Here is a 24,763-nt window from a genome sequence, read left to right as displayed (position 1 = left end):
AAGCCTTCCCGGTCACTGCGGGTTGGACGGGCCGTATAAGGTGTAGGATTTGGGAACGCCCATGAACCATTCCGTCGAGAGCTTCGCGTTCGGCGCGTAACCCTGGAATTCCTTGAGCGTCAGGATCTGGATTTCGTCGAAATAGTCCCGGATATGTTCTTCCGTCGGTTTTGACATGAAGCGCCAGGGCGAAATGCGCACCGCATGTCTGGCCACCGAGCGGGGGAGCCAATGCAAGGCCGGGCAGAAGAAATGCGGCTCGATGGGAAACACGAAGGCCGGCGTCTGGATGAAGAAATAGTTGGAGACGCGCTGCACCTCCTTCACCAGATTGGCCCGCAGATGCAGCGGCACATGCTCGATGACCGAATTGCAAACGGCGACATCGAAGGACTTGTCCTCGAAAGGCAGGTGCTCGCCGTCATAAAGGACGACCTTCATATGTCCGAAATCACCGCTGAAGGACCGCGCCTGGCCGTCATCGCGGATGTTGACAAGCGTGATGTCCCTTGGCACGTTGACGGCATCCTGCTTTTCCCAGAAATGGCGCGAGCCGCCCACGTCGCAAATCTTCAGCGAGGTGAAATCCGGCAGGGCCTCCCGGAAAAGCGCGCCGCGCTTGCGGCGAAAATATTCCGATGAAGAGTGGACGAGCCGGTCCCAGGCGGTTGATTTGACATTGCGTTCGACACGGCTCATCTGCAGCTCTCTTCCCATCCCCGATAAATTGTAGGGATATACCTAGCTGGTTTCATTTTTCCGGTCATCAGAAAACAAGGCTAGTTGTTAAAAGAGTGTATCGTCATCCTTTTATTAGGTTCACTTAAAATAAACTGCGTAACTCGTCCAACTTGGAATTGACCAGCCAGCCATAGTAGTTTTCCTGCGGCAGCACGGGTTCCTGGCCGTCGGCCTTTCGCCTGGCGTTTTCACTGGCCAGCGCCCGCGCCCGGGCTTCCGCGCCGCCCGTATTGTAGAGCGTGGCGGTGAGGCCCGGATTCTTCGAAATGTCGAAATCGGCGATCTGCCGGTAGGAGTTGATCGACTGTTTCAGCGTTGCCGCGATGTAGGGCAGCGTCAGGTCGGGGTCCATGATCGTCTTGTAGACCACATTGCCGTCCTCGGCGTTGAGCTTGGGCAGGCCGGAAACGCGGTTCACCATGTCCGACATCTGCAAGGCCGTCAGCGGGTTGATCTGGCCCAGGCCAAATGTCTGGCCCGCATAGAAGGGCTGGAAGAACACCGCGCTGAAGCGGTTGTTGGGATAGGCGTTGCCGCCGACCGACTTGCCGCGGAAATTCTTGTTCCAGACGTTCTCACGGCAGGACCACAGCGAATAGCTGTCCTTGTGCTTCAGGCAGTCGGCAAATTCCGGGCGCTTGATGAACTGGCCGATGCTCTCGCCATTATAGCCGAAGCTGACGCCCTGGTTCACATAGGACATGGCCTTGACGTAATAGGTCTGCAGCCGGTCATAGACATCGACATTATAGGTATGTTCGCCGACGATCGCACCGACGATATGGATCGGATCGATGCCATAGGCCGCTGCCGTGGAACGGATCTTGGAGCGCAGCGAAGCATCCTTTTTCAGCAGACTGTAGATCTTCTGATACTTCTTCTCGTAGGTCGTGCTCAGTTCGCGCGTGCGCTTGGCGGATGCGCCCGGGATCGGCGGCTGTTCCGCATTGCGATTGCCCGGAGGGACGAGTGTTGCCGCATGGGCGCTCTGGCTGACTACGATAAAGGCGAGGCAAAGGCCCGCAATGCGGTTCAGTGATCTGGTCATTATGCGGAAACAGCCCCGATATGGTGAAGATCTGGTAAATTTGCCGGAAAATAGAAAACCCCCCGATGCAAGTCGAGGGGTTTTTGCGCATTCCTTGACAAGTGGCCGGAAGCCGTGGCTTTCCGGTCACTTACGGGCCTCTTCGTCAGAGAATGAAGCGCGACAGATCGGTATTCTTGGCAAGGCCGCCGATCTTGTCTTTGACATAGGCGGCGTCGATGGTGAAGACCGCGCCGGTCTTGTCGGGAGCGGTGAACGAGATTTCATCCAGAACCCGTTCCATCACCGTCTGCAACCGGCGGGCGCCGATATTTTCAACCGTTGCATTGAGGTCGACGGCGATGTCGGCCAAAGCATCGATTGCGTCGTCGGTAAAGGTGAGCTTCACCTCTTCCGTCTCCATCAGGGCGATATACTGCTTGATCAGGCTCGCTTCGGTTTCCGTCAGGATGCGGCGGAAGTCCTCACGCGTCAGCGCGTTCAACTCCACCCGGATCGGCAGTCGGCCCTGCAATTCCGGCAGCAGGTCGGATGGCTTGGAAACGTGGAACGCGCCGGATGCGATGAACAATATGTGGTCGGTCTTCACCGGTCCGTATTTGGTCGCGACCGTCGTTCCTTCGACCAGCGGCAGGAGATCGCGCTGCACGCCTTCGCGCGACACGCCCGCCCCCATGCCGCCTTCCCGCGAGGCGATCTTGTCGATCTCGTCGATGAACACGATGCCCTCGTCTTCGGTGACCCGAAGCGCTTCCTGCACGATCTGCTCCTGATCCAGAAGCTTGTCGGATTCATCGTTGATCAGGATCGCGTAGGAATCCTTCACCGTGGTCTTGCGCGTCTTGGTGCGCCCGCCCATGGCCTTGCCCAGCATGTCGGAGAGGTTCATGACGCCGATATTGGCGCCCGGCATGCCCGGTATCTCGAAGCTCGGACCGGAGCCGGTATCGGCGACCTCGATTTCGATTTCCTTGTCGTCCAGCTCGTTATTGCGCAGCTTCTTGCGGAAGCTGTCGCGCGTCGCGGGGCTGGCGGTCTTGCCGACCAGCGCTTCCAGCACGCGTTCCTCGGCATTGAGATGCGCCTTGGCCTTCACATCCTCGCGGCGCTTTTCGCGCACCAGCGTGATGGCAACCTCGACCAGATCGCGGATGATCTGCTCGACATCACGGCCGACGTAGCCGACTTCGGTGAACTTGGTCGCTTCCACCTTGACGAAAGGCGCACCGGCGAGCCGGGCGAGACGACGGGAAATCTCCGTCTTGCCGACGCCGGTCGGTCCGATCATCAGGATGTTCTTCGGCATGACCTCTTCGCGCATCTGGCCTTCGAGCTGCTGGCGGCGCCAGCGATTGCGCAGCGCAATGGCGACGGCACGCTTGGCGTCGTTCTGGCCGATGATGAAGCGGTCGAGTTCCGAAACGATTTCACGGGGGGAGAAGTTACTCATGATTATAACCCACTTTGCCACTGCTTGATGAACTCGAACGGATGCAGCAGCATGATCACGTTGAGCGTAAGGTTGTCGCGGATGACGATCAGCGCCAGAACTTCAAAGAACAGCGCGATGGCGACGGTTATTTTCGTTGGCAGCCTGGCTGCGAGCAGGAAGCCGATCAGGGCGGCAACCGTGTCGGAGACCGAGTTCACGATGCTGTCGCCGAAATAGTCCACCGAGGACGTATTGGCGCGATAGCGCTCGATGATGAAACTCGAGTTCTCGACCAGTTCCCACAGGGCTTCGATGCCGACCGCCGCTGCAAGCCTCAGGCCGAGCGGGGCTTTGGGGGCGATGATCGTGAACAGCCAGTAGAACAGGAAGCCATGGATGATGTGCGACAGCGTATACCAGTCGGATATATGCTGCGAGTTTTCGGACATCAGCGAACCGGACCATAATTTTATGGTCCCGCATTCGCACATGGCGATCCGCCCGTCGAGGTGAAGCCAGAAGGCCTGGACCGCGAGTATGGCGAGAACGATCAGGGCGCCCAGCCCCCAGCGTTGCGCACTCGGTTTCGAGGCCTGCGCGAGCGAGCTCATTCTGCGTCCAGGCTTTCCACGATGACGTTGTGGTTGGTGTAGATGCAGATATCGGCTGCGATCTCCATCGCCTTGCGGGCGATTTCCTCGGCTGACTTGTCCGTATCGACGAGGGCGCGTGCGGCGGCGAGCGCATAATTGCCGCCCGAACCGATGGCCATCACGCCATGTTCGGGTTCAAGCACGTCGCCGGTGCCGGTCAGCGCCAGCGTCACCTTGCTGTCGGCGACCAGCATCATGGCTTCCAGCTTGCGCAGGTAACGGTCGGTGCGCCAGTCCTTGGCCAGTTCCACCGAAGCGCGCATGAGCTGGTCGGGATATTGCTCGAGCTTGGCTTCGAGCCGTTCCAGAAGGGTGAAGGCGTCGGCGGTTGCGCCTGCAAAACCGGCAATCACATTGCCCTTGCCGATACGGCGAACCTTGCGCGCATTGCCCTTCATGACGGTATTGCCGAGCGAAACCTGTCCGTCACCGGCGATGACGACCTTGCCGCCCTTGCGAACGGTAACGATGGTCGTGCCGTAAATTGTCGTGGGATGATGTTCGATCATGGATGCTCCTTTGGCGGCACAGGCAATCCCGGAAGGCAATTGCAGATGCCCCTTGATCTAGAGCATTTCCTGTTCGCTTGAATCATCGGAAATGCTCTAACTGTTTTTAACGCGCATCCTGTTCCGAAAACCGCTTCGCACTTTTCGGGATGCGCTCTGTTGGGAAACAGGCTCCGTCAGCCATCGGCGGATGAATCGTGCTTCGGTGAGAATATTTAAGAACGTATCGATGAATTGCAAATGCCGAATTGCCGCTTGCCTGACCGGCAAAAGGAATTGGCAAAGTGGGCAAGCTGTTCTAGAACGCCTCCAAGCTATGTAATGAGGAAAGCTTATGACTGCTGAAAGCACCCGCAAGGCAAGCATCGAACGCTCCACGAAGGAAACGAGCATTGCCGTTTCCGTCGATCTGGATGGCGTCGGCAAGTTCGACATCACCACCGGTGTCGGCTTCTTCGATCATATGCTGGAGCAGCTTTCCCGACATTCGCTGATCGATATGCGCGTGATGGCCAAGGGCGACCTGCATATCGACGATCACCATACGGTGGAAGATACCGGCATCGCGCTCGGCCAGGCTATTGCCAAGGCGCTCGGCGAGCGTCGCGGCATCGTGCGCTATGCTTCGATGGACCTCGCCATGGACGATACGCTGACCGGCGCTGCCGTCGACGTGTCGGGACGCGCCTTCCTGGTCTGGAACGTCAATTTCACGACCTCCAAGATCGGCGCATTCGACACCGAGCTGGTGCGGGAGTTCTTCCAGGCTTTCGCGATGAACGCAGGCATCACCCTGCATATCAACAATCATTATGGTGCCAATAACCACCATATCGCGGAATCGATCTTCAAGGCCGTGGCCCGGGTTCTGCGCATGGCGCTCGAAACCGATCCGCGCCAGAAGGATGCAATTCCCTCCACAAAGGGTTCACTGAAAGGGTAAGCCATGGCGCAATTCGTCGTTCTTGAACCGGAAGATACTCAAAACTCTGAGCAAGCCGTGTTCGTGCGCGACGGATTCCATGTATGGGCGCTGGTCCTCCCCTTTGTCTGGCTGCTGGCGCAGCGTCTGTGGTTCGAGGCCTTTGCCGTGGTGGGCGTCACGATCCTGCTCGGGCTCGTGGCGACCCATTTCGGTATAGAAGGCGCGGTGCCGGTTCTGACCTTGCTCATGTCGCTCTTCGTCGCGCTGGAAGGCGCCAACTGGAAGATCGCCCGGCTGCGGCGGCGGGGTTTCGTCGAAAAGGCGGTCATCGATGCATCCGATGTGGAGGAAGCGGAAATCCGCTATTTCTGTCGCCTCCGAGATACGGGCCAGCCGGTTGCGGACATTGCGGACAAGCCTGCCCCTCAGCCTGCCCCTCACTGGGCGCAACAGCCTCCTCGTCCCGCCTATTCCTCATTTGGCTCGACCATCGGGTTTGTCGGCCATCGCGGAGAAAACTGAAAATGCGTGTTGCAATCATCGATTACGGCTCCGGCAATCTGCGCTCGGCCACCAAGGCTTTTGAGCGTGCAGCACTTGAGAGCGATATCGCGGCGCAGATCGAATTGACGGCGGATGCCGACCGTGTGGCGACGGCTGACCGCATCGTGCTGCCTGGCGTTGGCGCCTATGCCGACTGCCGTCGCGGCCTCCATGCGGTGCCAGGCATGGTGGATGCGCTGGAAGACGTCGTGCTGAAAAAGGCCCATCCCTTCCTTGGCATCTGCGTGGGCATGCAGCTCATGTCCGAGCGCGGGCTTGAAAAGGAAGTCACCGAGGGGCTGGGCTGGATCGCGGGCGATGTGCGCGAAATGACGCCATCCGACCCGACGCTGAAGATTCCGCAGATCGGCTGGAACAGGATTCACGTGAAACATTCCCATCCGATCTTCGAGGGAACCGAGACCGGCGAGAACGGATTGCACGCCTATTTCGTGCATTCCTATATGTTCGATGCGAAGAACAGGTCCGACATTCTGGCAGTCACCGATTACGGCGGCGATGTCACCGCAGCGGTCGGGCGCGACAATATGGTGGGAACCCAGTTCCATCCTGAAAAGAGCCAGCTGCTCGGCCTTTCGCTCATTGCCAATTTCCTGAAATGGAAGCCCTGAGACCATGATCCTTTTTCCCGCCATCGATTTGAAAGACGGTCAATGCGTGCGCCTGAAGCTTGGCGACATGGATCAGGCCACCGTTTACAACGAAGACCCGGCAGCACAGGCCAGGGCCTTCGAGGATCAGGGTTTTGAATGGCTGCATGTGGTCGATCTCAACGGTGCCTTTGCTGGCGAAAGCGTCAATGGCAAGGCCGTGGAAGCGATCCTGAAAGCCACCAAAAACCCGGTGCAGCTGGGCGGTGGCATCCGCACGCTTCAGCATATAGAGAACTGGCTTTCCAAGGGATTGCGCCGTGTCATTCTTGGCACCGTTGCCGTGCGCGATCCGGCGCTGGTGATTGAGGCCTGCAAACAGTTTCCGGGTCAGGTCGCCGTCGGCATCGACGCCAAGGGCGGCTATGTCGCCGTCGAGGGCTGGGCGGAAGCTTCCGAGCTCGGCGTGATCGAACTGGCGAAGAAGTTTGAAGGCGCAGGCGTTGCCGCCATCATCTATACCGATATCGACCGCGACGGCGTTCTGGCCGGTATCAACTGGGATTCGACGCTTGCGCTCGCGGACAGCGTTTCCATCCCGGTGATCGCATCGGGCGGCCTCGCCTCGATGGATGACATCAAACGTCTTGCCGCTCCTGATGCCCGCAAGCTGGAAGGCGCGATTTCCGGTCGCGCGCTTTACGATGGTCGCATCGATCCGGCGGAAGCCTTGTCTGTACTGAGGGCCACAGCATGACCTTGAAAGCACGCGTAATTCCTTGCCTCGATGTTAAAGACGGCCGCTCCCGCCTGCCCGCAGCGAACAGTCCGGCAAAGGCCGGACCGCGAGGACAGGCAAAACTGAAAAGAGACGCGGCAGATCGAGGACAACCATGCTGAAAGCAAGAGTGATACCGTGCCTCGATGTGAAGGACGGACGCGTCGTCAAGGGTGTCAACTTTGTCGATCTGATCGATGCCGGTGATCCGGTGGAGGCTGCCCGCGCTTATGATGCGGCGGGCGCGGACGAACTGTGCTTCCTCGATATCACGGCGTCTTCGGACAACCGCGAGACAATTTTCGATGTGGTGGCCCGCACGGCAGAACAGTGCTTCATGCCGCTGACGGTTGGCGGCGGCGTGCGTCAGGTGGCCGACATTCGCAAGCTGCTTCTGGCCGGTGCCGACAAGGTTTCGATCAATACGGCTGCGGTGAAAAACCCGGAATTCGTTGCCGAAGCTGCGGACAAGTTCGGCGATCAGTGCATCGTCGTTGCCATCGACACCAAGAAGGTGTCCGGCGACGGCGAGGCCGACCGTTGGGAAATATTCACCCATGGCGGACGCCAGACGACAGGCATCGATGCGGTGGAATTTGCGCAGAAGGTGGTAAGCCTCGGTGCTGGCGAAATCCTGCTGACCTCGATGGATCGCGACGGCACCAAGGCCGGTTACGACGTGGCCCTGACGCGGGCCGTGGCCGACAGCGTGCGGGTTCCGGTGATTGCATCGGGCGGTGTCGGCAATCTCGATCACATGGTTGCGGGCATTCGCGACGGACACGCGACGGCAGTTCTCGCAGCATCCATCTTCCACTTCGGCACCTATACGATTGGAGAGGCCAAGCGCTATATGGCCGAAGCTGGCATTCCGATGCGGCTCGATCCGGTTCGCTGAACAATACAGGAAATACCACAATGAGCCAGTTCACTCTTTCCGACCTTGAACGGATCGTCGCGGAACGTGCCAGCGTGACGGACGGCTCGTCCTATACGGCAAGCCTGGTGGCCAGAGGCCAGTCGCGGGCGGCGAAAAAGCTTGGCGAGGAAGCCGTGGAAACGGTCATCGCCGCCGTCGAAGGCAACCGCGCGGAGGTGGTGACGGAAAGCGCCGACCTGCTTTATCACCTGCTGGTGGTTCTCAAGGTTGCAGGCGTTTCGCTTGATGAGGTGCTTCAGGAGTTGCAACGCCGCACGGCGCAGACCGGCCTTGAAGAAAAAGCCGGTCGTCCGAAAGCCTAAAGCATGTCTCCCGAAAGTGGGAACCGGTTTCGGGTCAAAGACATGCGATAAAACAAAAAGCCAGAGCGCATTCCGAAAAGTGTGAAACGGTTTTCGGGTCAAAGACGTGCGATAAAACAAACAGATAGAGAGTTTCCAACGATTCATGAAAAACAGGAAATGCTCTAGTGCAGAATTGGCGTTGAGGGAGAGCAGCGACAATATGTGGGAAAAAGTGGATCAGCTAACGCCGTCGCGTTACTCGCCTTACCGTTTCTTTTCGGCAGAGGAATGGGCGGGCTTTCGCGCCGATACGCCCCTCACCCTGACTTATGACGAGGTCAAGCGGCTGCGTTCGCTGGGCGACCCCATCGATCTCGATGAGGTGCGGCGCATCTATCTGTCGCTGTCGCGCTTGCTGTCGGCGCATGTGGAGGCGAGCCAGCTTCTGTTCGAGCAGCGCAAGCAGTTCCTCAACATGGAGGAGTCGTTCAAGACGCCGTTCATCATCGGCATTGCCGGTTCGGTCGCGGTCGGGAAATCCACGACCGCACGTATCCTGAAAGAACTTCTTGCCCGCTGGCCGTCGAGCCCGAAGGTCGACCTCGTGACGACCGACGGTTTTCTTTATCCCAATGCGGTCCTGCGCGAGCAGAACATGATGGAGCGCAAGGGCTTTCCCGAAAGCTACGATGTCGGCGCGGTCTTGCGCTTCCTGTCGGCGATCAAGGCCGGCATGAGCCAGGTGCGCGCCCCACTCTATTCGCATCTGAGCTACGACGTCTTGCAGGGCGAATATCAGATCGTCGACAAGCCGGACATCCTGATCTTTGAAGGCATCAATGTGCTGCAGGTGCGCGATCTGCCGGAAGACGGCAAGATGGTGCCCTTCGTGTCGGATTTCTTCGATTTCTCCATCTATATCGATGCGGAATCGGAACTGATCCACAAATGGTATATCGACCGCTTCATGCGGCTGCGGGAGACCGCCTTCGTCAATCCGGAATCCTTCTTCCATCGCTATTCGCAGCTTTCCGAAGATGCGGCGCGTTCGATTGGCGAAGGGCTGTGGAACAATATCAACCTGAAGAACCTCAAGGATAATATCCTGCCGACGCGCCCGCGCGCCGATCTGATCCTGCGCAAGGGCAGCGATCACCTGATCGAGGAAGTCGCGCTCAGGAAGATATGAAGAAGGGCTGGTTTCCGGCCCTTTTCTTTTGGCGGAACGCAGCGGGTCAAACGGTGCAGTCGCGCATGAAGCGCTCAAGATACGCATCGAAGACGGCTGGTGTCTCGCGGAAGGGGGCATGCCCTGCCCCGTCGATGATGTGGGCCTTGCCTTCCCACAGATTGCCGAACCGGACTTTCGAGACGAAATCCAGTTCGACGAAAGGCTCGTCGCCCCCGTTGACCACAGCTATGGGAAGCGTCGCCGCGGCAACGATATCGCGCTGGTTTCCGCCGGTCCCGGCTGCAAACTTCTCGAACATGATGCGCCGCGCGCGTCCGTCCGTGCGGGCAACAATATCGAGCAACCCTTCTTCGAACGGTTCGCCGCAGGTGCTGCGCGCGTAGGATTCGACATCGCGGGCGGAAAAGACTTCCTGCCCCGCCAGCGCCATGTCGGGACCGCTCTTGAACCCCTGCCCCACTTCCTCCCGCGCCACGGGCGGCGTGCCGGTAATCATCAGGCCGCGCATGCCGGGAAAGCGCGAGATCATCTCGATGCCGATATGGCCGCCGAGCGACCAGCCAAAGACGACCGCCTCGGAAATGCCGAGTTTTTCGAGAACCTCCGTCATCGCGTCGGCATAGCCCTCCATGGAATAGCTGCGGTCCGGATCGAGCGCATCGCCCGACCGGCCATGGCCCGGCAGGTCCGGCGCGATTATCCGCCAGTTCCGGCCAATCTCGCCTTCAAGCTGGGGCGCGAAGATTGCGCCTGCGCTGGAATTGCCGTGGATCATCAGAAGCGGCATCCCCTCGCCCGCGCTTTCACGAATGGCAATTCTGCCGTGGCTGGTTTCAAGCTCGCGATAATTGATCGTCATGTCATCTGTTCCCACAGTCTGGATATTTAGTCGAAGGAAACCTTTCCGCGGCCCTTCTTGATGTCGGATCGTCCGGATTTGGCCTTGAGGCGGCGTTCGACCGAGCCTTTTGTCGGCCTGGTCTTCTTGCGCGGCGGCGGCGGTGGTTCGGCCGCCTTGGCAATAAGCGCGATCAGCCGTTCGCGGGCGTCCTCGCGGTTACGCTCCTGGGTGCGGAAACGATTGGCTTCGATCAGGATATCGCCGTCCTTGGTGCCCTTCTGTCCGGCGAGCTTGAACAGCCGCGACAGGATATCCTCCGGCAGGCCGGAGCGTGCGGCGTGAAACCGCAGCTGCACGGCGGTGGAAACCTTGTTGACGTTCTGGCCGCCGGGTCCGGAGGCACGGATAAAACTTTCCTCCAGATCGTCTTCACGGATCGTCAGGCGATTGGTGATGCGGATGATGTTCCGGTTCTCTTCCATGACGAGGAGATATACCGCTTTGTATCCCTTATACAAAAGAAAAACCCGGCCTTTCAGTCGGGCTCTCCCTCCTCCTCAGGATGGTAAAAGCATGTCTCCAAAAAGTGGAAACCGATTTTTGGATAAAGACATGCGTAGAAAAAGCTATTCCGCGGCGATGCGGATCGCCGGGGCCGCGTCCTTCACCTCATGATCGACATGGCTTTCGAACTTCTCGAAATTCGTGACGAACATGTCGACCAGCTTTTTGGCCTGCGCGTCATAGGCAGCCTTGTCGGCCCAGGTCGAACGCGGATCCAGGATGGATTTGTCCACGCCCGGCACTTCGACCGGAACCGCGAAACCGAAATTCGGATCGATGCGGAATTCGGCATTGTTCAGCGAGCCGTCGAGCGCGGCTGCAAGCAGGGCGCGGGTTGCCTTGATCGGCATGCGCTTGCCGGTGCCATAGGCGCCGCCGGTCCAGCCGGTATTGACCAGCCAGCAATCAACCTTGTGCTCGGCGATCAGCTTGCGCAGCAGGTTGCCGTATTCCGAAGGATGGCGCGGCATGAACGGTGCGCCGAAGCAGGTCGAGAAGGTTGCTTCCGGTTCGGTCACGCCCTTTTCGGTGCCGGCGACCTTGGCCGTATAGCCGGACAGGAAGTGGTACATGGCCTGTGCCGGGGTCAGCTTGGCGATGGGCGGCATCACGCCGAAGGCATCGGCGGTAAGCATGATGATGTTCTTCGGCTGGCCGCCCTTGCCCGTCTTCGACGCGTTCGGGATGAAGTCGAGCGGATAGGCGCAGCGGGTGTTTTCGGTCAGCGAGCCGTCGTCGAAATCCGGCTGGCGGTGTTCGTCGAGAACGACATTTTCCAGAACCGTGCCGAAACGCTGCGTGGTCGCATAGATTTCCGGCTCCGCTTCGGCGGACAGGCGGATGGTCTTGGCGTAGCAGCCGCCTTCGAAGTTGAAGATGCCGTGTTCGCCCCAGCCGTGCTCGTCATCGCCGATCAGCGTGCGGGTCGGGTCGGCGGAAAGCGTGGTCTTGCCGGTGCCGGACAGGCCGAAGAAGACGGCCGTGTCGCCATTCGGGCCTTCATTGGCCGAGCAGTGCATCGGCATGACGCCCTTGGCAGGCAGGATGTAGTTGAGTGCGGTGAAGACCGACTTCTTCATTTCGCCGGCATAGGAGGTACCGCCGATCAGCACGATCCTACGGGTCAGGTCAACCGCGATCACCGTTTCGGTGCGCACGCCATAGCGTTCCGGATCGGCCTTGAAGGACGGCAGGTCGATGATCGTCATTTCCGGCACGTAGGAAGCAAGCGCTTCCTGTTCGGGGCGGATCAGAAGATTGCGGATGAACAGCGAATGCCAGGCATATTCGGTAATGACGCGGGCATTGATCTTGTTGTCGGCATCAGCGCCGCCGATCAGATCCTGAACGAACAGCTCCTTGCCCTTCGCATGTTCGATGAAATCGGCATGAAGCAGGTCGAAGGCCTCGCGGCTCATCGGCTTGTTGTTGTCCCACCAGACGTGATCTTCGGTGTCGGCGTCGCGCACGACGAACTTGTCCTTCGGCGAGCGGCCCGTGTGCTGGCCGGTGCGTGCGACGAGCGCACCCTGCGCCGACAGTTCGGCTTCGCCCCGGCGGACGGTTTCCTCATAAAGACGCGCAGGCCCAAGATTGTAAAAGACTGCGGAGAGTTCCTTCAGTCCTGAAGTGGCAATGGAAGCGGCCGTGTTGTGAATGCCGGTCTCTCTCATGATGTCTCCGCCGTGGTTTGACAATTGATCGGTCTCTTTTCGCGTCACCAGAATGAACGCAAAACAGAGGATGGCAGTGAGAAACAGATTAATCGTGGCAATTCAAATATTTAATCGATTTAAAATTTTTGAAATTTTTTTAAATCGGTTAATCTGTGTGTTATGAGCCGTTCGATTCCGGGAATGTCCGCCCTGCGGCCATTAACCAAACGGCGATTCAGTGAGACGCAGTTCCACTGCTTCTTGGGGCGCCGCCACATTTTGTACCTAATTTGTACTGCACAAGCAGGCGCATTATACTAGTATCGACGCCGAACCGGACGTTCGATCCAGGAATTCGCCAGTTCTGGCGGCCGAAAGACGAAAAACGTCAGACGTCACCGGCTGGAGATACCGGTCGGCTTAGTTGAAGGAGAAAGGTTCGCATGAAGGAAGCCTCGGCAACGCAGACAATTGCGCTGGTCGACGACGACCGCAACATCCTGACCTCCGTGTCCATTGCGCTGGAATCGGAAGGCTATCGGGTTGAAACCTACACCGATGGCGCATCCGCGCTGGATGGTCTGTTGGCGCGTCCGCCCAATCTTGCGATCTTCGATATCAAGATGCCGCGCATGGACGGCATGGAGCTTCTGCGCCGCCTGCGCCAGAAATCCGACCTGCCCGTCATCTTTCTGACCTCCAAGGACGACGAGATCGACGAGCTTTTCGGCCTCAAGATGGGCGCGGACGATTTCATCACCAAGCCGTTCTCGCAGCGCCTTCTGGTGGAGCGCGTCAAGGCGGTGCTTCGCCGGGTTGCCGCACGCGACGGCACGGCCAAGCCGACCGGGCAGCAGGCGAAGTCGCTCGAACGCGGCCAGCTGGTCATGGATCAGGAACGCCACACCTGCACCTGGAAGGGCGAACCGGTCACGCTGACGGTCACCGAATTCCTGATCCTTCATTCGCTGGCGCAGCGTCCGGGTGTGGTGAAAAGCCGTGACGCCCTCATGGATGCGGCCTATGATGAGCAGGTCTATGTGGATGACCGTACCATCGACAGCCATATCAAGCGCCTGCGCAAGAAGTTCAAGGCGGTTGACGACGATTTCGAAATGATCGAAACGCTCTATGGCGTCGGCTATCGCTTCCGCGAGGCCTGATAGATAATTGCATATCGCCAGTCCGAGAGGCCTGGCGATAGCTTAATGAGAGCAGACAGGCGACATGGTCGCAGAAACCCGGAACGACGGCCTCGTCGGCCAGAAATCGGATTTGCGCGAACGCAGGGCCCGGCGGCAGCGCTCGGTGTTCTGGCGTCGCTTCTTTGCGCCCCTGCGCAAGTTTCTCGGCCAGTATCTGTTCTCGAGCCTGACGCGCCGCATCCTGTTTCTCAATCTGGCGGCGCTGGCGGTTCTCGTTTCCGGCATTCTTTATATGAATCAGTTCCGCGAGGGACTGATCGACGCGAAGATCGAAAGCCTGCTCACGCAGGGCAAGATCATCGCAGGCGCAATCTCGGCTTCGGCGACGGTCGACACCAATTCGCTGATGATCGACCCGGAAAAGCTTCTGGAACTGCAGGCCGGGCAAAGCCTGACGCCCTCGCCGGATTCCCCGGATAACTGGGAATTTCCCATCAATCCGGAAAAGGTCTCCCCGTTGCTGCGCCGGCTGATCTCGCCCACGAGCACGCGGGCGCGCATCTATGATCGCTATGCCAACATGCTGCTCGATTCGCGCGCGCTCTATTCGCCGAGCTTCCCTTCGGCGGGACCGGTGCTGCGCTATGACCTGCCGCCGATCGAGGAAGAGACCCCTTCCATCTGGGAACGTGCCGGAACATGGATTTCACACCTGTTCTACGGCGGTGGCCTGCCGGTCTATCAGGAACAGCCGGGCGGCAACGGCCTTGCCTATCCGGAAATCGTCAAGGCGCTGGCCGGTTCGCCGCAAACGGCGCAGCGGCGCAACGAAAAGGGCGAGCTGGTCGTCTCCGTGGCCGTGCCGATCCAGCGTTCGCGCGCAATCCTGGGCGTCCTCCTGCTTTCCACCGAGGGTGACGATATCGACAAGATCGTGCAGGCCGAACGCATGGCGGTTTTCCGCGTGTTCGGCGTCGTGTCGCTCGTCATGGTCATCCTGTCGCTTTTCCTCGCATCGACGATTGCAAGCCCGCTCCGCAAGCTTTCCGCCGCCGCCGACCGCGTGCGCCATGGCGTAAAAAGCCGCGTCGAAATTCCCGATTTCTCGGAACGTCAGGATGAAGTCGGCCATCTTTCCACGTCCATCCGCGAGATGACCGATTCGCTTTATACGCGTATCGAGGCCATCGAAAGCTTTGCCGCCGATGTCAGCCACGAGTTGAAGAACCCCCTCACCTCGCTGCGCAGCGCCGTCGAAACGCTGCCGCTGGCCAAGACCGAGGAATCGCGCAAACGGCTTCTCGACATCATCCAGCACGACGTTCGTCGTCTCGACCGCCTGATCACCGATATTTCCGATGCCTCGCGTCTGGATGCGGAACTTGCGCGCGAACATATCGACCGCGTGGACATGAAGACGCTTCTGACCAATCTCGTCACGGCAGCGCGCGAAGTGCGCCGCAACAAGGTCGGGACCGAGATCGTCTTCAATACGGGCAAGCTGCCAGCCGGAAAGAAGGGTTTTTATGTTGCCGGTCACGACCTGCGTCTCGGCCAGGTGGTGAGCAACCTGATCGAGAATGCCCGTTCCTTCGTCCCCGACGATACGGGCCGCATCGTGGTGACGCTTTCCGGCGAAGGCAGCCGCCTGCGTGTGCTGGTCGAGGATAACGGCCCCGGCATTCCGATCGAAAATATCGAGCGTATCTTCGAGCGCTTCTATACGGATCGCCCGGCATCTGAAGCTTTCGGACAGAATTCCGGTCTGGGGCTTTCGATCAGCCGCCAGATCATCGAGGCGCATGGCGGCACGCTGACGGCTGAGAACATCGTCGATCCCGCAAAGCCCGACCAGTTCAAGGGCGCGCGTTTCATCGTCGATCTGCCGGCAAGCGCATGACGCCGGAAGAGGAAAAAAGCGGACTTCACGCGACGACGCTTCAGGTGCGGGGTCGCGGCGTCATGATCCTTGGACGCTCGGGCGCGGGCAAGACCGAGCTTGCGCTGACGCTCGTTGAAAGAGCGCTCCTGCGCGGCGAGGCGGCCTCGCTGGTCGCCGACGACCGCACATTGCTCCATGTGGAAGACGGCAGGCTGGTCGCCAGTGTTCCCGCAGCGCTGGCCGGTGGCGTGGAGATTCGCGGCGCGGGGCTTTTCAAGGTGGCTTTCGTAGAGGCGGCGCCGCTTTATCTCGTCGTCAGGCTTGTGGATCGTGACGAGGCGGAACGCTATCCGAGCGGCGAGACATGGGAATTCGAAGGCGTTTCGCTGCCCCGGCTTCTTTTGCCGGCTTTATCGTCGAACGGTGATTCCAACGCGCTTTCGCGGGCCATCGAGGCCAGTTTGTTCTACGAAAAATGGCCTTCTGACGACGGGTGAAGCGGGCTTCGTTACGAATCGATTAATATTTCGCCGCACTGCGGCATTTTGCTTTTTTCATGGCAGCGTGGGAATTTTTCACTTGCTATCAAGATTTGCGCTGCCAAGATGCACAACTCGCCGGCGTTTTTCCGGCGTGGTTTCAGTGCCATCTGACACTCTGGCGGGGTGATGCGGCGGGCACGCGACGGGAGCTTTTATAGTATGATCGGACTCGTGCTTGTCACGCACGGAAGATTGGCCGAAGAGTTTTTGCATGCTGTCGAGCATGTAGTCGGGCCGCAGGACAATTTCGAGACCGTATGCATCGGTGCCGAAGACGATATGGAACAGCGTCGGCGGGATATCGTTGACGCGGTGGAGCGCGCCGATAACGGCAGCGGGGTCATCATTCTGACCGATATGTTCGGCGGTACGCCGTCCAATCTCGCCATTTCTGTCATGAAGGAAGGCAAGGTCGAAGTCATCGCAGGTGTCAATCTGCCGATGCTGATCAAGCTGTCGAGCGTGCGCATCGGGGGCGACATCAAGACGGCGCTGCGCGAGGCGCAGGATGCGGGGCGCAAATACATCAATGTTGCGAGCCAGGTCCTGACAGGAAAGTAATTCATGCACTCCAGCGTGCCCGTTACCGGTCAATACGAACCCGAAACCGCAGTTTCCCGATCCTTCGAGATCGTCAACAAGCGCGGCCTTCATGCCCGCGCCTCGGCCAAGTTCGTGCAGCTGGTCGATGGCTACAACGCACATGTCCGCGTGAGCAAGGACGGCATGACCGTGGGCGGCACCTCGATCATGGGCCTGATGATGCTTGCCGCATCGCCCGGTTGCTGCATTGATGTGAGCGCTTCCGGCGAGCAGGCCGATGCCGTGCTCGACGCGCTCCAGACGCTCATTGCCGATAAGTTCGGCGAAGAATGCTGAAGCACGAAACCGCTGCCGCCGTGGGAAATCTCCACGATCCGGTGGCCGTTTTCGATGCAGGGATCGGCAGTTACGCGCTGGTTGAACTGATAAGGCGCAGCCAGCCGCAGCGCGACATCATCTATTTTGCCGACCGGGCGAGTTTTCCTTATGGCGCCAAAAGCCGCGATCAGCTGCTTTCGATCATGCGCCATACGATCCGCTATCTGACCGGCCTTGGCGCGCAAACCATCGTGCTTGCTTCCAATGCGCCCTCGGTCATGGTTCTCGACGCCCTGAAAAGTGAGTTTGCCGTGCCGGTCCACGGTGTTGCGCCGCCGGTTCGCGCCGCATTTGCGGCAAGCCGCAGCGGCAAGGTTGCGGTCATGGGCGTGCGCTCCATGATCGAAAGCGCAGAGCTCGCGCGCTTTGTCCGGACCGAGGCCGACCGTCCGGAGGACGTTGCCCTGATCAATGCGTCGGCGATGGTGGAACTGGTGGAAAACGGCGCTTTTCTTCGGCAGCCGGTTGAAACCGGGCAGAAGGTGGCCGCATTTTGCGATGAGATTGCCGCAAGCCACCCGCGCATCGACACGCTGACCCTCTCCAGCACCCATCTGCCATGGCTGCGATCGTTCTTCGAGACCGCGCGCCCGGACTGGCGGTTTCTGGACCCCGCAGACGATGTAATCGCCGCACTCCCGCAACCCCGGAGCGGTTCAGGCCGTACGGTCGCCCTTGTCACGGAAAGCGACGCCTATCCCGTTTCGGGGTTTCGCCGCATGCTGGAAATATTGCAGGTCGATCTTCCTTTGACGGTCGTCGACCCCGCCTCCGGCAAACCTGCCTGATATGCACGTATAAAGATTTCTTTATATTGCGTTGTGCTTCGGCCCGCAATCTGCTAGTCAGATCGCCAGCCGGAGCGCTTTCCCGCATGGAAAGCTGCCCCACATTGGAATGCAATTCCGGTGGCTGATTACATCTTTATCGAGCTGGAACTGCCTTTTATTGGAGCACGCGATGACCGCAAGCCAAGATTTTGTCGTCAAGGATCTTAGCCTGGCCGATTGGGGCCGCAAGGAACTCGACATCGCAGAAACCGAAATGCCGGGCCTGATGGCTGCCCGCGAGGAATTCGGCAAGTCGCAGCCGCTGAAGGGCGCGCGCATTTCCGGATCGCTGCACATGACGATCCAGACCGCCGTTCTGATCGAAACGCTGCAGGCGCTCGGCGCACAGGTCCGCTGGGCTTCCTGCAATATTTTCTCCACGCAGGATCACGCAGCCGCCGCGATTGCCGCAACCGGCACGCCGGTTTTCGCCATCAAGGGCGAGACGCTTGAAGAATACTGGACCTATACCGACAAGATCTTCCAGTGGCCGGATGGCGAACCATCCAACATGATCCTCGATGATGGCGGCGACGCCACCATGTATATCCTCATCGGCGCGCGCGCCGAAGCGGGCGAGGACGTTCTGTCGAACCCCGGTTCGGAAGAAGAGGAAGTGCTTTTCGCGCAGATCAGGAAGCGCATGGCTGAAACGCCGGGCTTCTTCACGCGCCAGCGCGACGCCATCAAGGGTGTGACGGAGGAAACCACCACCGGTGTCAACCGTCTTTACCAGCTGCAGAAGAAGGGCCTCCTTCCCTTCCCGGCCATCAACGTCAATGACAGCGTCACCAAGTCGAAGTTCGACAACAAGTATGGCTGCAAGGAATCGCTCGTCGACGGCATTCGTCGCGGCACCGACGTCATGATGGCAGGCAAGGTTGCCGTCGTGTGCGGTTATGGCGATGTCGGCAAAGGCTCCGCCCAGTCGCTCGCCGGTGCAGGCGCGCGCGTCAAGGTTACCGAGGTCGATCCGATCTGCGCGCTGCAGGCCGCAATGGACGGTTTCGAGGTCGTGACGCTCGATGACGCCGCTTCGACCGCCGACATCATCGTGACCACGACCGGCAACAAGGACGTGATCACCATCGACCATATGCGCAAGTTCAAGGATATGGCGATCGTCGGCAATATCGGTCACTTCGACAATGAAATTCAGGTGGCTGCACTTCGCAACCTGAAATGGACCAATGTGAAGCCGCAGGTCGACCTCATCGAGTTCCCGGACGGCAAGCGCATCATCCTGCTTTCCGAAGGCCGCCTGCTCAATCTGGGCAACGCAACCGGCCATCCGAGCTTCGTCATGTCGGCATCGTTCACCAATCAGGTTCTGGGCCAGATCGAGCTGTTCACCCGCACCGATGCCTACAAGAATGAAGTCTATGTGCTGCCGAAACATCTCGACGAGAAGGTCGCCCGCCTGCATCTCGACAAGCTCGGCGCCAAGCTGACTGTGCTTTCCGAGGAACAGGCCGCCTATATCGGCGTCACTCCACAGGGCCCGTTCAAGTCGGAACACTACAGGTATTAACCATACATTAAGCATTGCACTACATGTTGAGACCGGGCGGTTGACAAGCCGCCCGGTCTTTCTTTTTGCGTGCAAGATGCTTCACGTGGATTCGCCGGAAGGGTATTGTGTAGGCGAATCAAGGTGTTTGAGCGGGTGTTTGCGTTGCGCGTTTTTTGCCGGTTGTGGCGGGAAGCGAGAGGACGATTCATCCCCGGAATACCTCAAAACGGGTTGGTCATCGTGCACTGTGGCGGCGTGCGTATGGTCAGGCTTTGATGTGTATTGAAGTGTTTTAATACGGCCAGTCTGCCTTTGCGGCAGTTTTCATGGCCGGGTGGCGGAGAAAAGGACAACATGCCAGAGTTCGGCGCAACGGGGATTTTGCGGAATGTTTCCGCAATCGTTACTGGCAGGCAATGGCGTCCTGCTGCCCTTGTTGCAAAGCCGCTTGGATGGCTTTCTCCGAAAAAGGCCGTGATGAAGGCTTCCGTTTCTCTTGCAACGCTTTTTGCTGCCATGCCCGCCTTCGCGCAAGGCGCGGAATCGACCCGCATCGCCCTGCCCTTCGGCGGCGGCAGCGTGGGCGCTTTCGAGGTCATCCAGTTTTCCATGTTCCTCGGCGTCATGGGCGCCGCTCTCCTTTCTGCCGGATGGCTGATCCGCGAACGGTCGCGCGTTGCCGCAGAAAACAAGGAACTGCGTTCCAAATTCGCCGATCTCAATCTCGTCGCCCAGCGCAATGAAGCCCTGCTCAACCTCAAGGATCAGCGCATCGTGGTCTGGGACGGCCACAGCACGCGCGCCGAGGTTGTCGGACTGCTGCCGGACGAAAGTGCAGCCCCGCAGGATCGTTCCGCCTTTCTGGCCTTTGGCCGCTGGCTGCGTCCGCAATCGGTCGTGGCGCTTGAGCGCGCCATTGGACTGCTGCGCGAACAGGCGCGGTCTTTCGATCTTACGGTTGAAACCGTCAACGGCACCTTGCTCGATGTGCGGGGACGCACCTCCGGCGGTTTTGCCGTTGCCCGTTTCCTCAGCCTCCAGGGCGTGCAGGCGGAACGCGCGGCATTGCAGGCGCAGAACCGCGAATTTTCCGAGCGTATCGAGCTTTTCCGCCGTCTTCTCGACCGGATCGACCAGCCGGTCTGGGCGCGCGATGCTGGTGGCCGCGTGGAGTGGGTCAATGCGGCCTACGCGCAGGCGGTCGACATGGCGGATGCAAGCCAGGTTATTTCCGAAGGGCGCGAGCTTTTCGGGGCGCAGGCACGCCAGCGCCTGGAGCGCGACCGTTTTGCCGAGCCTGTCCTGCAGGAACAGCTGACCGCTGTCGTGCATGGGGATCGCCGCCTTTTCAACGTGACCGATGTCAGCGCGGAAACGGGTTCCCTTGGCCTCGGCGTCGATCTCACCGAAGTGCAGGCGGTGCGGGAGGAACTGAACCGCACGCTGAAAAGTCATGCGGAAACGCTCGACCAGCTTTCCACGGCAGTGGCGATTTTCGATCCCGAGATGAAGCTGCAATTCTTCAATCAGGCTTTTGCCAAGCTCTGGTCGCTCGATACGGCATGGCTGGAATCGCAGCCGAGCAACACGCTGATCCTCGACCGCCTGCGTTCGGAAGGAAAACTGCCCGAACAGCCGGAATGGCGCAAATGGAAGGATTCCGTGCTTTCCGCCTATCGCGCCGTCGAGCCGCAGGAACATATGTGGCACCTGCCGGATACGCGGACCATGCGCGTCGTCGCCAATCCGCATCCGCAGGGCGGCGTGACCTGGTTCTTCGAGAACATGACGGAAAAGTTCGAACTCGAAGGGCGTTACAACACGCTCATCAAGGTGCAGGGCGAAACGCTCGACCATCTGGCAGAAGCCGTGGCGGTGTTCGGCTCCGATGGCCGCATCCGGCTTTCCAACCCGTCCTTTGCCGATCTCTGGGCGCTGCCCATGCCGCTCATCGTCGAAGGCACGCATATTTCCTCTATCGCCAAGATCTGCAGCGAGCGCGGCGGCAACGGACTGTGGGATGATTTCGTTTCCACCGTCACTGGCTTCCTCGACAAGCGCGACGGGCGCATGGGCCAGGTGGAACTGGACGATGGCACCATTCTGTCCTTTGCCGTGGTGCCGCTGCCCAAGGGCCAGACCATGCTGACCTTCATCGACGTCACCGACACGGTGCGCGTCGAACGGGCGCTCAAGGAAAAGAACGAGGCGCTGGAACTGGCCGACCAGATCAAGAACGATTTCGTCCAGCACGTTTCCTACGAATTGCGTTCGCCGCTCACCAACATCATCGGCTTTACCGAACTGTTGCAGACCCCGGCTTTCGGATCGCTCAACGAACGCCAGATCGAATATCTCGACCATATCAGCACCTCGTCATCGGTATTGCTGACCATCGTCAACGACATTCTTGATCTTGCCACCGTCGATGCTGGCATCATGGAACTGGAGGTCGGTGAGGTTTCCGTCGTGGAAGCGATTTCGGCTGCCGCCGCACGGGTAGGCGAGCGGATGCGCGACCACGATATCGGTCTCGATATTGATATCGCCGACGATGTGGACGTGTTCAAGGCCGATGCCAACCGCGTCCGTCAGGTGCTTTTCAACCTCCTGTCCAACGCTACGAACTATGCGCCGGAAGGCTCCAGCATCCGGCTGCAGGTGGCGCGCGAAGGATCGGAAATCGTTTTCGCGGTCCATGATGACGGTCCGGGCATGCCGGGCGAGGTGCTCGACACGGTTTTCAAGCGTTTCCAGTCCTATCCCAATGGCGGTCGCCGCCGCGGCGCCGGACTCGGACTTGCCATCGTCAAGAGCTTTGTCGAACTGCATGGCGGATCGGTGGATATCGACACGGGTTCCGGTCGCGGAACAACGGTGATTTGCCGTTTTCCATCGGAAACACGCAGCTTCCGCATCGCCGCCGAATAAGATAAAGGGTGCCCATGAGCGCCTCACAATCCAGCATCAGCTATTTCTTGCCCGACGAAACCGCAACGCAGCGTTTTGGTGAAGATTTCGCCCTTGCGCTTCAAAAGGGCGATCTTGTCACGCTTTCCGGCGATCTGGGGGCGGGAAAATCCTCGCTTGCCCGTGCGATCATCCGGGCAATCGCTGACGATGAAGGACTGGACGTTCCAAGCCCGACTTTCACGCTTGTGCAAAGTTACGAGGCCTTGCGGATTCCGGTCGCCCATGCCGATCTTTACCGTATTTCGCATGGCGAAGAACTGGATGAGCTGGGACTGCCGGAATTTATGGAGGATGGCGTGGTTCTGGCCGAATGGCCGGAGCAGGGCGAGGGGTTTTTGCCGGAACCGTCTTTTGCCGTCACACTGAGCCATGAAGGGGCAGGGCGGCGCATTGCCGTGTCGGGACCTGCATCTGCCATCAGCCGTCTGGAACGTTCGCGGGCCATTCGGGCATTTCTGGACAGCCATGGCCGTTCCGATGCAACGCGGCGCTATTTGCAGGGCGATGCGTCCCCACGCAAGTACGAGACGATCCGCACATCTGCCCATGGTGTGGAAATTCTGATGAATGCGCCGCAGATGCCTTATGATCCGCCGCTGCGCGACGGCAAATCCTATCGACAGACAGCGCATCTGGCGGAAAATATTCTGGCCTTTGCCGCCATTGATGGGCTTCTTGCGGGGCAGGGCTTTCGAGTGCCACAAATGCGTGAAGCCGACCTCGATGCGGGTTTTCTCATTCTTGAAAATCTTGGAACCGAGGGTGTGCGGGCAGCGTCTGGCGAACCTGTTGCCGAACGTTATGAAGCCGCCGGGCGCTTTCTGGCACATCTGCACGGTATCACCTGGCCGGACCATGCGCCGGTTGCCGGCTATCCTGATCACATCATCGCCGGTTTTGACCGCGAGGCGATGATGATCGAGGTCAGCCTGATCGGCCAGTGGTATGCGCCGCGCATGATGGGCAGGCAGCTGACAGAGGCAGAAAAGCAAGCTTTCGAGGCGGCATGGGATCGCGTGATCGCCGATATTGCCGATGTCGAGAAGAGCCTGCTCCTGCGCGACTATCATTCGCCGAACCTGTTCTGGTTCCCGGAGGCGCAAGGCAGGGACAGGATCGGTGTCATCGATTTTCAGGATGCGATGATCGGGCCCGCAGCCTATGACGTCGCTTCGCTGGCGCTCGATGCGCGGGTGACGATTTCGCCGGAGCTGGAACAGGCCGTAGTCGCAGCCTATTGCGATGAGCGCCGTGCGCTTGGACATGCCTTCGATGAGGCTTCGTTCCGCAAGGCCTATGCGGCCATGGGCGCGCAGCGCAATGCCAAGCTGCTGGGGCTATTCGTGCGGCTTGACGAGCGTGATGGAAAGCCGGCTTATCTGGAGCATCTGCCGCGCATTCACGACTATCTCGGACGTGTGCTGAAGCATCCGGTCATGGCGCCTGTGGCGGCATGGTTTGAGGAATTGGGGTTGATACAGCAGGAAGAGGCCGCGCAATGAGAACGCCGAAAATGGCCCCGAAAACGGCTATGGTTCTTGCCGCCGGTCTTGGCAAGCGCATGCGCCCCATCACCGAAACCATTCCAAAGCCGCTGGTCAAGGTGGCGGGTAAGCCCCTGATCGACTGGGGTCTCGATGCGGCGGCACAAGCCGGTATTCGCACCGCAGTCGTCAATGTGCATTATCTGGCCGACCAGCTTGAAGAGCATCTTCGGGACCGTAACGATCTGGAGATCGTGATCTCGGATGAACGCGACATGCTGCTCGATTCCGCTGGCGGCATTGTGAAGGCGCTGCCGATACTAGGAACGCAGCCGTTTTTCATTCTGAACGCCGATACATTCTGGGTCGGTGACGAGAAAGCCCCCAACCTCACGGCGCTGGCTGAAGCCTGGGATGCGGAGCGGATGGATATTCTGCTGATGACGGCGCGTCTCGATCAGGAAACCGGTTATGAAGGCAAGGGCGATTTCGTTGCCGACGATAACCGGCATCTGCGCCGTGCGCGTGATGTCTCCGGCGAGCCGGTGATCTATGCCGGAGCAGGGATCATCCATCCCCGCATCTTCAATGGCGCGGAGCCGGTCGTGTCCTCACTCAATCGTTATTTTGATGAAGCGATTGCAGCGGGTCGCCTTTATGGTATGCCAATGACCGGGCACTGGCTGACCGTCGGCACGCCGGACGCAATCGGCGAGGCGGAGGCGGCGCTTACCGCATTCGCATAAGGAGGTGGAGC

The 24,763-nt window shown here is 59.4% G+C and carries 25 protein-coding genes; 17 read left to right on the top strand and 8 right to left on the bottom strand.

From position 1 onward, the window contains the following. Positions 1-12: 12 nt before the first annotated feature. The 5 genes from ACS5UA_RS12765 to hslV form a co-directional block, all read right to left on the bottom strand. Positions 13-699 (bottom strand): class I SAM-dependent methyltransferase, encoded by a 687-nt coding sequence (locus tag ACS5UA_RS12765; protein ID WP_006472844.1) that lies wholly within the window; start codon positions 697-699, stop codon positions 13-15. A gap of 124 nt (positions 700-823) precedes the next feature. Further along, the gene (locus ACS5UA_RS12760; protein WP_112671832.1) at positions 824-1,789 is read right to left on the bottom strand and encodes a DUF1402 family protein; all 966 of its coding nucleotides are present in this window, start codon (positions 1,787-1,789) and stop codon (positions 824-826) included. Between the two features lie 145 nt (positions 1,790-1,934). Then, positions 1,935-3,239 (bottom strand): ATP-dependent protease ATPase subunit HslU, encoded by a 1,305-nt coding sequence (gene hslU / locus ACS5UA_RS12755; RefSeq protein ID WP_021587552.1) that lies wholly within the window; start codon positions 3,237-3,239, stop codon positions 1,935-1,937. A 2-nt stretch (positions 3,240-3,241) separates the two neighbouring features. After that, positions 3,242-3,832 (bottom strand): DUF2585 domain-containing protein, encoded by a 591-nt coding sequence (locus tag ACS5UA_RS12750; RefSeq protein ID WP_006468060.1) that lies wholly within the window; start codon positions 3,830-3,832, stop codon positions 3,242-3,244. Then, positions 3,829-4,383, bottom strand: coding sequence for an ATP-dependent protease subunit HslV (gene hslV, locus ACS5UA_RS12745; protein WP_006468061.1), 555 nt, complete (start codon positions 4,381-4,383; stop codon positions 3,829-3,831). Before hslV ends, ACS5UA_RS12750 begins: the two co-directional genes overlap by 4 nt. Before the next feature lie 334 nt (positions 4,384-4,717). Here hslV and hisB point away from each other — a divergent pair, with 334 nt between their 5' ends. The 7 genes from hisB to coaA all read left to right on the top strand — a co-directional run bounded on the left by hisB (position 4,718) and on the right by coaA (position 9,653). Next, positions 4,718-5,326, top strand: coding sequence for an imidazoleglycerol-phosphate dehydratase HisB (hisB, locus tag ACS5UA_RS12740; protein WP_006468063.1), 609 nt, complete (start codon positions 4,718-4,720; stop codon positions 5,324-5,326). Between the two features lie 3 nt (positions 5,327-5,329). Next, positions 5,330-5,830 carry a DUF2628 domain-containing protein gene (locus ACS5UA_RS12735; protein ID WP_112671834.1) on the top strand — a complete coding sequence of 167 codons (501 nt, stop codon included), beginning with the start codon at positions 5,330-5,332 and terminating at the stop codon, positions 5,828-5,830. 2 nt (positions 5,831-5,832) lie between these two features. Then, positions 5,833-6,483, top strand: coding sequence for an imidazole glycerol phosphate synthase subunit HisH (gene hisH, locus ACS5UA_RS12730; RefSeq protein WP_112671836.1), 651 nt, complete (start codon positions 5,833-5,835; stop codon positions 6,481-6,483). Positions 6,484-6,487: 4 nt separating this feature from the next. Further along, complete coding sequence (gene hisA / locus ACS5UA_RS12725) at positions 6,488-7,219, top strand: 1-(5-phosphoribosyl)-5-[(5-phosphoribosylamino)methylideneamino]imidazole-4-carboxamide isomerase (RefSeq protein ID WP_112671838.1); 732 nt, start codon at positions 6,488-6,490, stop codon at positions 7,217-7,219. Between the two features lie 136 nt (positions 7,220-7,355). After that, positions 7,356-8,138 (top strand): imidazole glycerol phosphate synthase subunit HisF, encoded by a 783-nt coding sequence (gene hisF / locus ACS5UA_RS12720; protein WP_112671840.1) that lies wholly within the window; start codon positions 7,356-7,358, stop codon positions 8,136-8,138. A gap of 20 nt (positions 8,139-8,158) precedes the next feature. Then, positions 8,159-8,482 (top strand): phosphoribosyl-ATP diphosphatase, encoded by a 324-nt coding sequence (locus ACS5UA_RS12715; protein WP_006468069.1) that lies wholly within the window; start codon positions 8,159-8,161, stop codon positions 8,480-8,482. Between the two features lie 202 nt (positions 8,483-8,684). After that, on the top strand, positions 8,685-9,653 hold the full coding sequence (gene coaA / locus ACS5UA_RS12710) for a type I pantothenate kinase (protein WP_006472527.1): 969 nt from the start codon (positions 8,685-8,687) through the stop codon (positions 9,651-9,653). A 46-nt stretch (positions 9,654-9,699) separates the two neighbouring features. Here the strand turns inward: coaA and ACS5UA_RS12705 are convergent, their stop codons facing one another. From ACS5UA_RS12705 to ACS5UA_RS12695, 3 genes are all read right to left on the bottom strand, one after another. After that, positions 9,700-10,515 carry an alpha/beta fold hydrolase gene (locus ACS5UA_RS12705; RefSeq protein WP_112671842.1) on the bottom strand — a complete coding sequence of 272 codons (816 nt, stop codon included), beginning with the start codon at positions 10,513-10,515 and terminating at the stop codon, positions 9,700-9,702. Positions 10,516-10,541: 26 nt separating this feature from the next. Further along, entirely contained in the window at positions 10,542-10,979 is a 438-nt protein-coding gene (arfB, locus tag ACS5UA_RS12700) for an alternative ribosome rescue aminoacyl-tRNA hydrolase ArfB (protein WP_006472525.1), read from the bottom strand. 144 nt (positions 10,980-11,123) lie between these two features. Then, positions 11,124-12,734 carry a phosphoenolpyruvate carboxykinase gene (locus ACS5UA_RS12695; protein WP_112671844.1) on the bottom strand — a complete coding sequence of 537 codons (1,611 nt, stop codon included), beginning with the start codon at positions 12,732-12,734 and terminating at the stop codon, positions 11,124-11,126. A gap of 425 nt (positions 12,735-13,159) precedes the next feature. Here ACS5UA_RS12695 and ACS5UA_RS12690 point away from each other — a divergent pair, with 425 nt between their 5' ends. From ACS5UA_RS12690 to ACS5UA_RS12645, 10 genes are all read left to right on the top strand, one after another. Beyond that, positions 13,160-13,879: a response regulator transcription factor gene (locus tag ACS5UA_RS12690; RefSeq protein ID WP_443101378.1), complete on the top strand. Its 720-nt coding sequence runs from the start codon at positions 13,160-13,162 to the stop codon at positions 13,877-13,879. Positions 13,880-13,943: 64 nt separating this feature from the next. Beyond that, positions 13,944-15,761, top strand: coding sequence for a stimulus-sensing domain-containing protein (locus tag ACS5UA_RS12685; protein WP_021587562.1), 1,818 nt, complete (start codon positions 13,944-13,946; stop codon positions 15,759-15,761). Next, entirely contained in the window at positions 15,758-16,240 is a 483-nt protein-coding gene (locus tag ACS5UA_RS12680; protein ID WP_100647623.1) for an HPr kinase/phosphorylase, read from the top strand. The genes ACS5UA_RS12685 and ACS5UA_RS12680 overlap by 4 nt, the downstream gene beginning before the upstream one ends. 204 nt (positions 16,241-16,444) lie before the next feature. Then, complete coding sequence (locus tag ACS5UA_RS12675; protein WP_006472522.1) at positions 16,445-16,846, top strand: PTS sugar transporter subunit IIA; 402 nt, start codon at positions 16,445-16,447, stop codon at positions 16,844-16,846. Between the two features lie 3 nt (positions 16,847-16,849). After that, positions 16,850-17,164, top strand: a complete 315-nt coding sequence (locus ACS5UA_RS12670) for an HPr family phosphocarrier protein (protein ID WP_025089868.1) — start codon at positions 16,850-16,852, stop codon at positions 17,162-17,164. Beyond that, positions 17,158-17,994 carry a glutamate racemase gene (locus ACS5UA_RS12665; RefSeq protein WP_112671846.1) on the top strand — a complete coding sequence of 279 codons (837 nt, stop codon included), beginning with the start codon at positions 17,158-17,160 and terminating at the stop codon, positions 17,992-17,994. The genes ACS5UA_RS12670 and ACS5UA_RS12665 overlap by 7 nt, the downstream gene beginning before the upstream one ends. A 172-nt stretch (positions 17,995-18,166) precedes the next feature. After that, positions 18,167-19,567: an adenosylhomocysteinase gene (ahcY, locus tag ACS5UA_RS12660; RefSeq protein WP_021587566.1), complete on the top strand. Its 1,401-nt coding sequence runs from the start codon at positions 18,167-18,169 to the stop codon at positions 19,565-19,567. 459 nt (positions 19,568-20,026) lie between these two features. Then, a complete protein-coding gene (locus ACS5UA_RS12655) occupies positions 20,027-22,480 on the top strand; it encodes a sensor histidine kinase (RefSeq protein ID WP_253176207.1) in 2,454 nt (817 codons plus the stop codon). 14 nt (positions 22,481-22,494) lie between these two features. After that, positions 22,495-24,024 (top strand): tRNA (adenosine(37)-N6)-threonylcarbamoyltransferase complex ATPase subunit type 1 TsaE, encoded by a 1,530-nt coding sequence (tsaE, locus tag ACS5UA_RS12650; protein WP_112671850.1) that lies wholly within the window; start codon positions 22,495-22,497, stop codon positions 24,022-24,024. Continuing rightward, positions 24,021-24,752 carry a nucleotidyltransferase family protein gene (locus ACS5UA_RS12645; protein WP_112671852.1) on the top strand — a complete coding sequence of 244 codons (732 nt, stop codon included), beginning with the start codon at positions 24,021-24,023 and terminating at the stop codon, positions 24,750-24,752. The genes tsaE and ACS5UA_RS12645 overlap by 4 nt, the downstream gene beginning before the upstream one ends. Positions 24,753-24,763: the final 11 nt, after the last annotated feature.

It is taken from the genome of Brucella sp. RRSP16 (genome assembly GCF_052246815.1).
GTDB lineage: Bacteria > Pseudomonadota > Alphaproteobacteria > Rhizobiales > Rhizobiaceae > Brucella > Brucella intermedia.
Note: the sequence above shows the minus strand (reverse complement) of the source record. Positions and strands in the feature narration are given on the sequence as shown.

What these genes read in the sequence shown, in the direction of transcription:
- ACS5UA_RS12665 (WP_112671846.1), top strand. Translation starts at nt 17,158, where the DNA reads ATGCTGAAGCACGAAACCGCTGCCGCCGTGGGAAATCTCCACGATCCG.
- ACS5UA_RS12680 (WP_100647623.1), top strand. Translation starts at nt 15,758, where the DNA reads ATGACGCCGGAAGAGGAAAAAAGCGGACTTCACGCGACGACGCTTCAG.
- hslU (WP_021587552.1), bottom strand. Translation starts at nt 3,239, where the DNA reads ATGAGTAACTTCTCCCCCCGTGAAATCGTTTCGGAACTCGACCGCTTC.
- hisB (WP_006468063.1), top strand. Translation starts at nt 4,718, where the DNA reads ATGACTGCTGAAAGCACCCGCAAGGCAAGCATCGAACGCTCCACGAAG.
- hisA (WP_112671838.1), top strand. Translation starts at nt 6,488, where the DNA reads ATGATCCTTTTTCCCGCCATCGATTTGAAAGACGGTCAATGCGTGCGC.
- ACS5UA_RS12695 (WP_112671844.1), bottom strand. Translation starts at nt 12,734, where the DNA reads ATGAGAGAGACCGGCATTCACAACACGGCCGCTTCCATTGCCACTTCA.
- ACS5UA_RS12690 (WP_443101378.1), top strand. Translation starts at nt 13,160, where the DNA reads ATGAAGGAAGCCTCGGCAACGCAGACAATTGCGCTGGTCGACGACGAC.
- ACS5UA_RS12760 (WP_112671832.1), bottom strand. Translation starts at nt 1,789, where the DNA reads ATGACCAGATCACTGAACCGCATTGCGGGCCTTTGCCTCGCCTTTATC.
- ACS5UA_RS12655 (WP_253176207.1), top strand. Translation starts at nt 20,027, where the DNA reads ATGAAGGCTTCCGTTTCTCTTGCAACGCTTTTTGCTGCCATGCCCGCC.
- ACS5UA_RS12735 (WP_112671834.1), top strand. Translation starts at nt 5,330, where the DNA reads ATGGCGCAATTCGTCGTTCTTGAACCGGAAGATACTCAAAACTCTGAG.
- hisH (WP_112671836.1), top strand. Translation starts at nt 5,833, where the DNA reads ATGCGTGTTGCAATCATCGATTACGGCTCCGGCAATCTGCGCTCGGCC.
- tsaE (WP_112671850.1), top strand. Translation starts at nt 22,495, where the DNA reads ATGAGCGCCTCACAATCCAGCATCAGCTATTTCTTGCCCGACGAAACC.
- ACS5UA_RS12750 (WP_006468060.1), bottom strand. Translation starts at nt 3,832, where the DNA reads ATGAGCTCGCTCGCGCAGGCCTCGAAACCGAGTGCGCAACGCTGGGGG.
- ACS5UA_RS12675 (WP_006472522.1), top strand. Translation starts at nt 16,445, where the DNA reads ATGATCGGACTCGTGCTTGTCACGCACGGAAGATTGGCCGAAGAGTTT.
- ACS5UA_RS12645 (WP_112671852.1), top strand. Translation starts at nt 24,021, where the DNA reads ATGAGAACGCCGAAAATGGCCCCGAAAACGGCTATGGTTCTTGCCGCC.
- hslV (WP_006468061.1), bottom strand. Translation starts at nt 4,383, where the DNA reads ATGATCGAACATCATCCCACGACAATTTACGGCACGACCATCGTTACC.
- ACS5UA_RS12765 (WP_006472844.1), bottom strand. Translation starts at nt 699, where the DNA reads ATGAGCCGTGTCGAACGCAATGTCAAATCAACCGCCTGGGACCGGCTC.
- ACS5UA_RS12715 (WP_006468069.1), top strand. Translation starts at nt 8,159, where the DNA reads ATGAGCCAGTTCACTCTTTCCGACCTTGAACGGATCGTCGCGGAACGT.
- ACS5UA_RS12705 (WP_112671842.1), bottom strand. Translation starts at nt 10,515, where the DNA reads ATGACGATCAATTATCGCGAGCTTGAAACCAGCCACGGCAGAATTGCC.
- ahcY (WP_021587566.1), top strand. Translation starts at nt 18,167, where the DNA reads ATGACCGCAAGCCAAGATTTTGTCGTCAAGGATCTTAGCCTGGCCGAT.
- ACS5UA_RS12685 (WP_021587562.1), top strand. Translation starts at nt 13,944, where the DNA reads ATGGTCGCAGAAACCCGGAACGACGGCCTCGTCGGCCAGAAATCGGAT.
- hisF (WP_112671840.1), top strand. Translation starts at nt 7,356, where the DNA reads ATGCTGAAAGCAAGAGTGATACCGTGCCTCGATGTGAAGGACGGACGC.
- arfB (WP_006472525.1), bottom strand. Translation starts at nt 10,979, where the DNA reads ATGGAAGAGAACCGGAACATCATCCGCATCACCAATCGCCTGACGATC.
- ACS5UA_RS12670 (WP_025089868.1), top strand. Translation starts at nt 16,850, where the DNA reads ATGCACTCCAGCGTGCCCGTTACCGGTCAATACGAACCCGAAACCGCA.
- coaA (WP_006472527.1), top strand. Translation starts at nt 8,685, where the DNA reads ATGTGGGAAAAAGTGGATCAGCTAACGCCGTCGCGTTACTCGCCTTAC.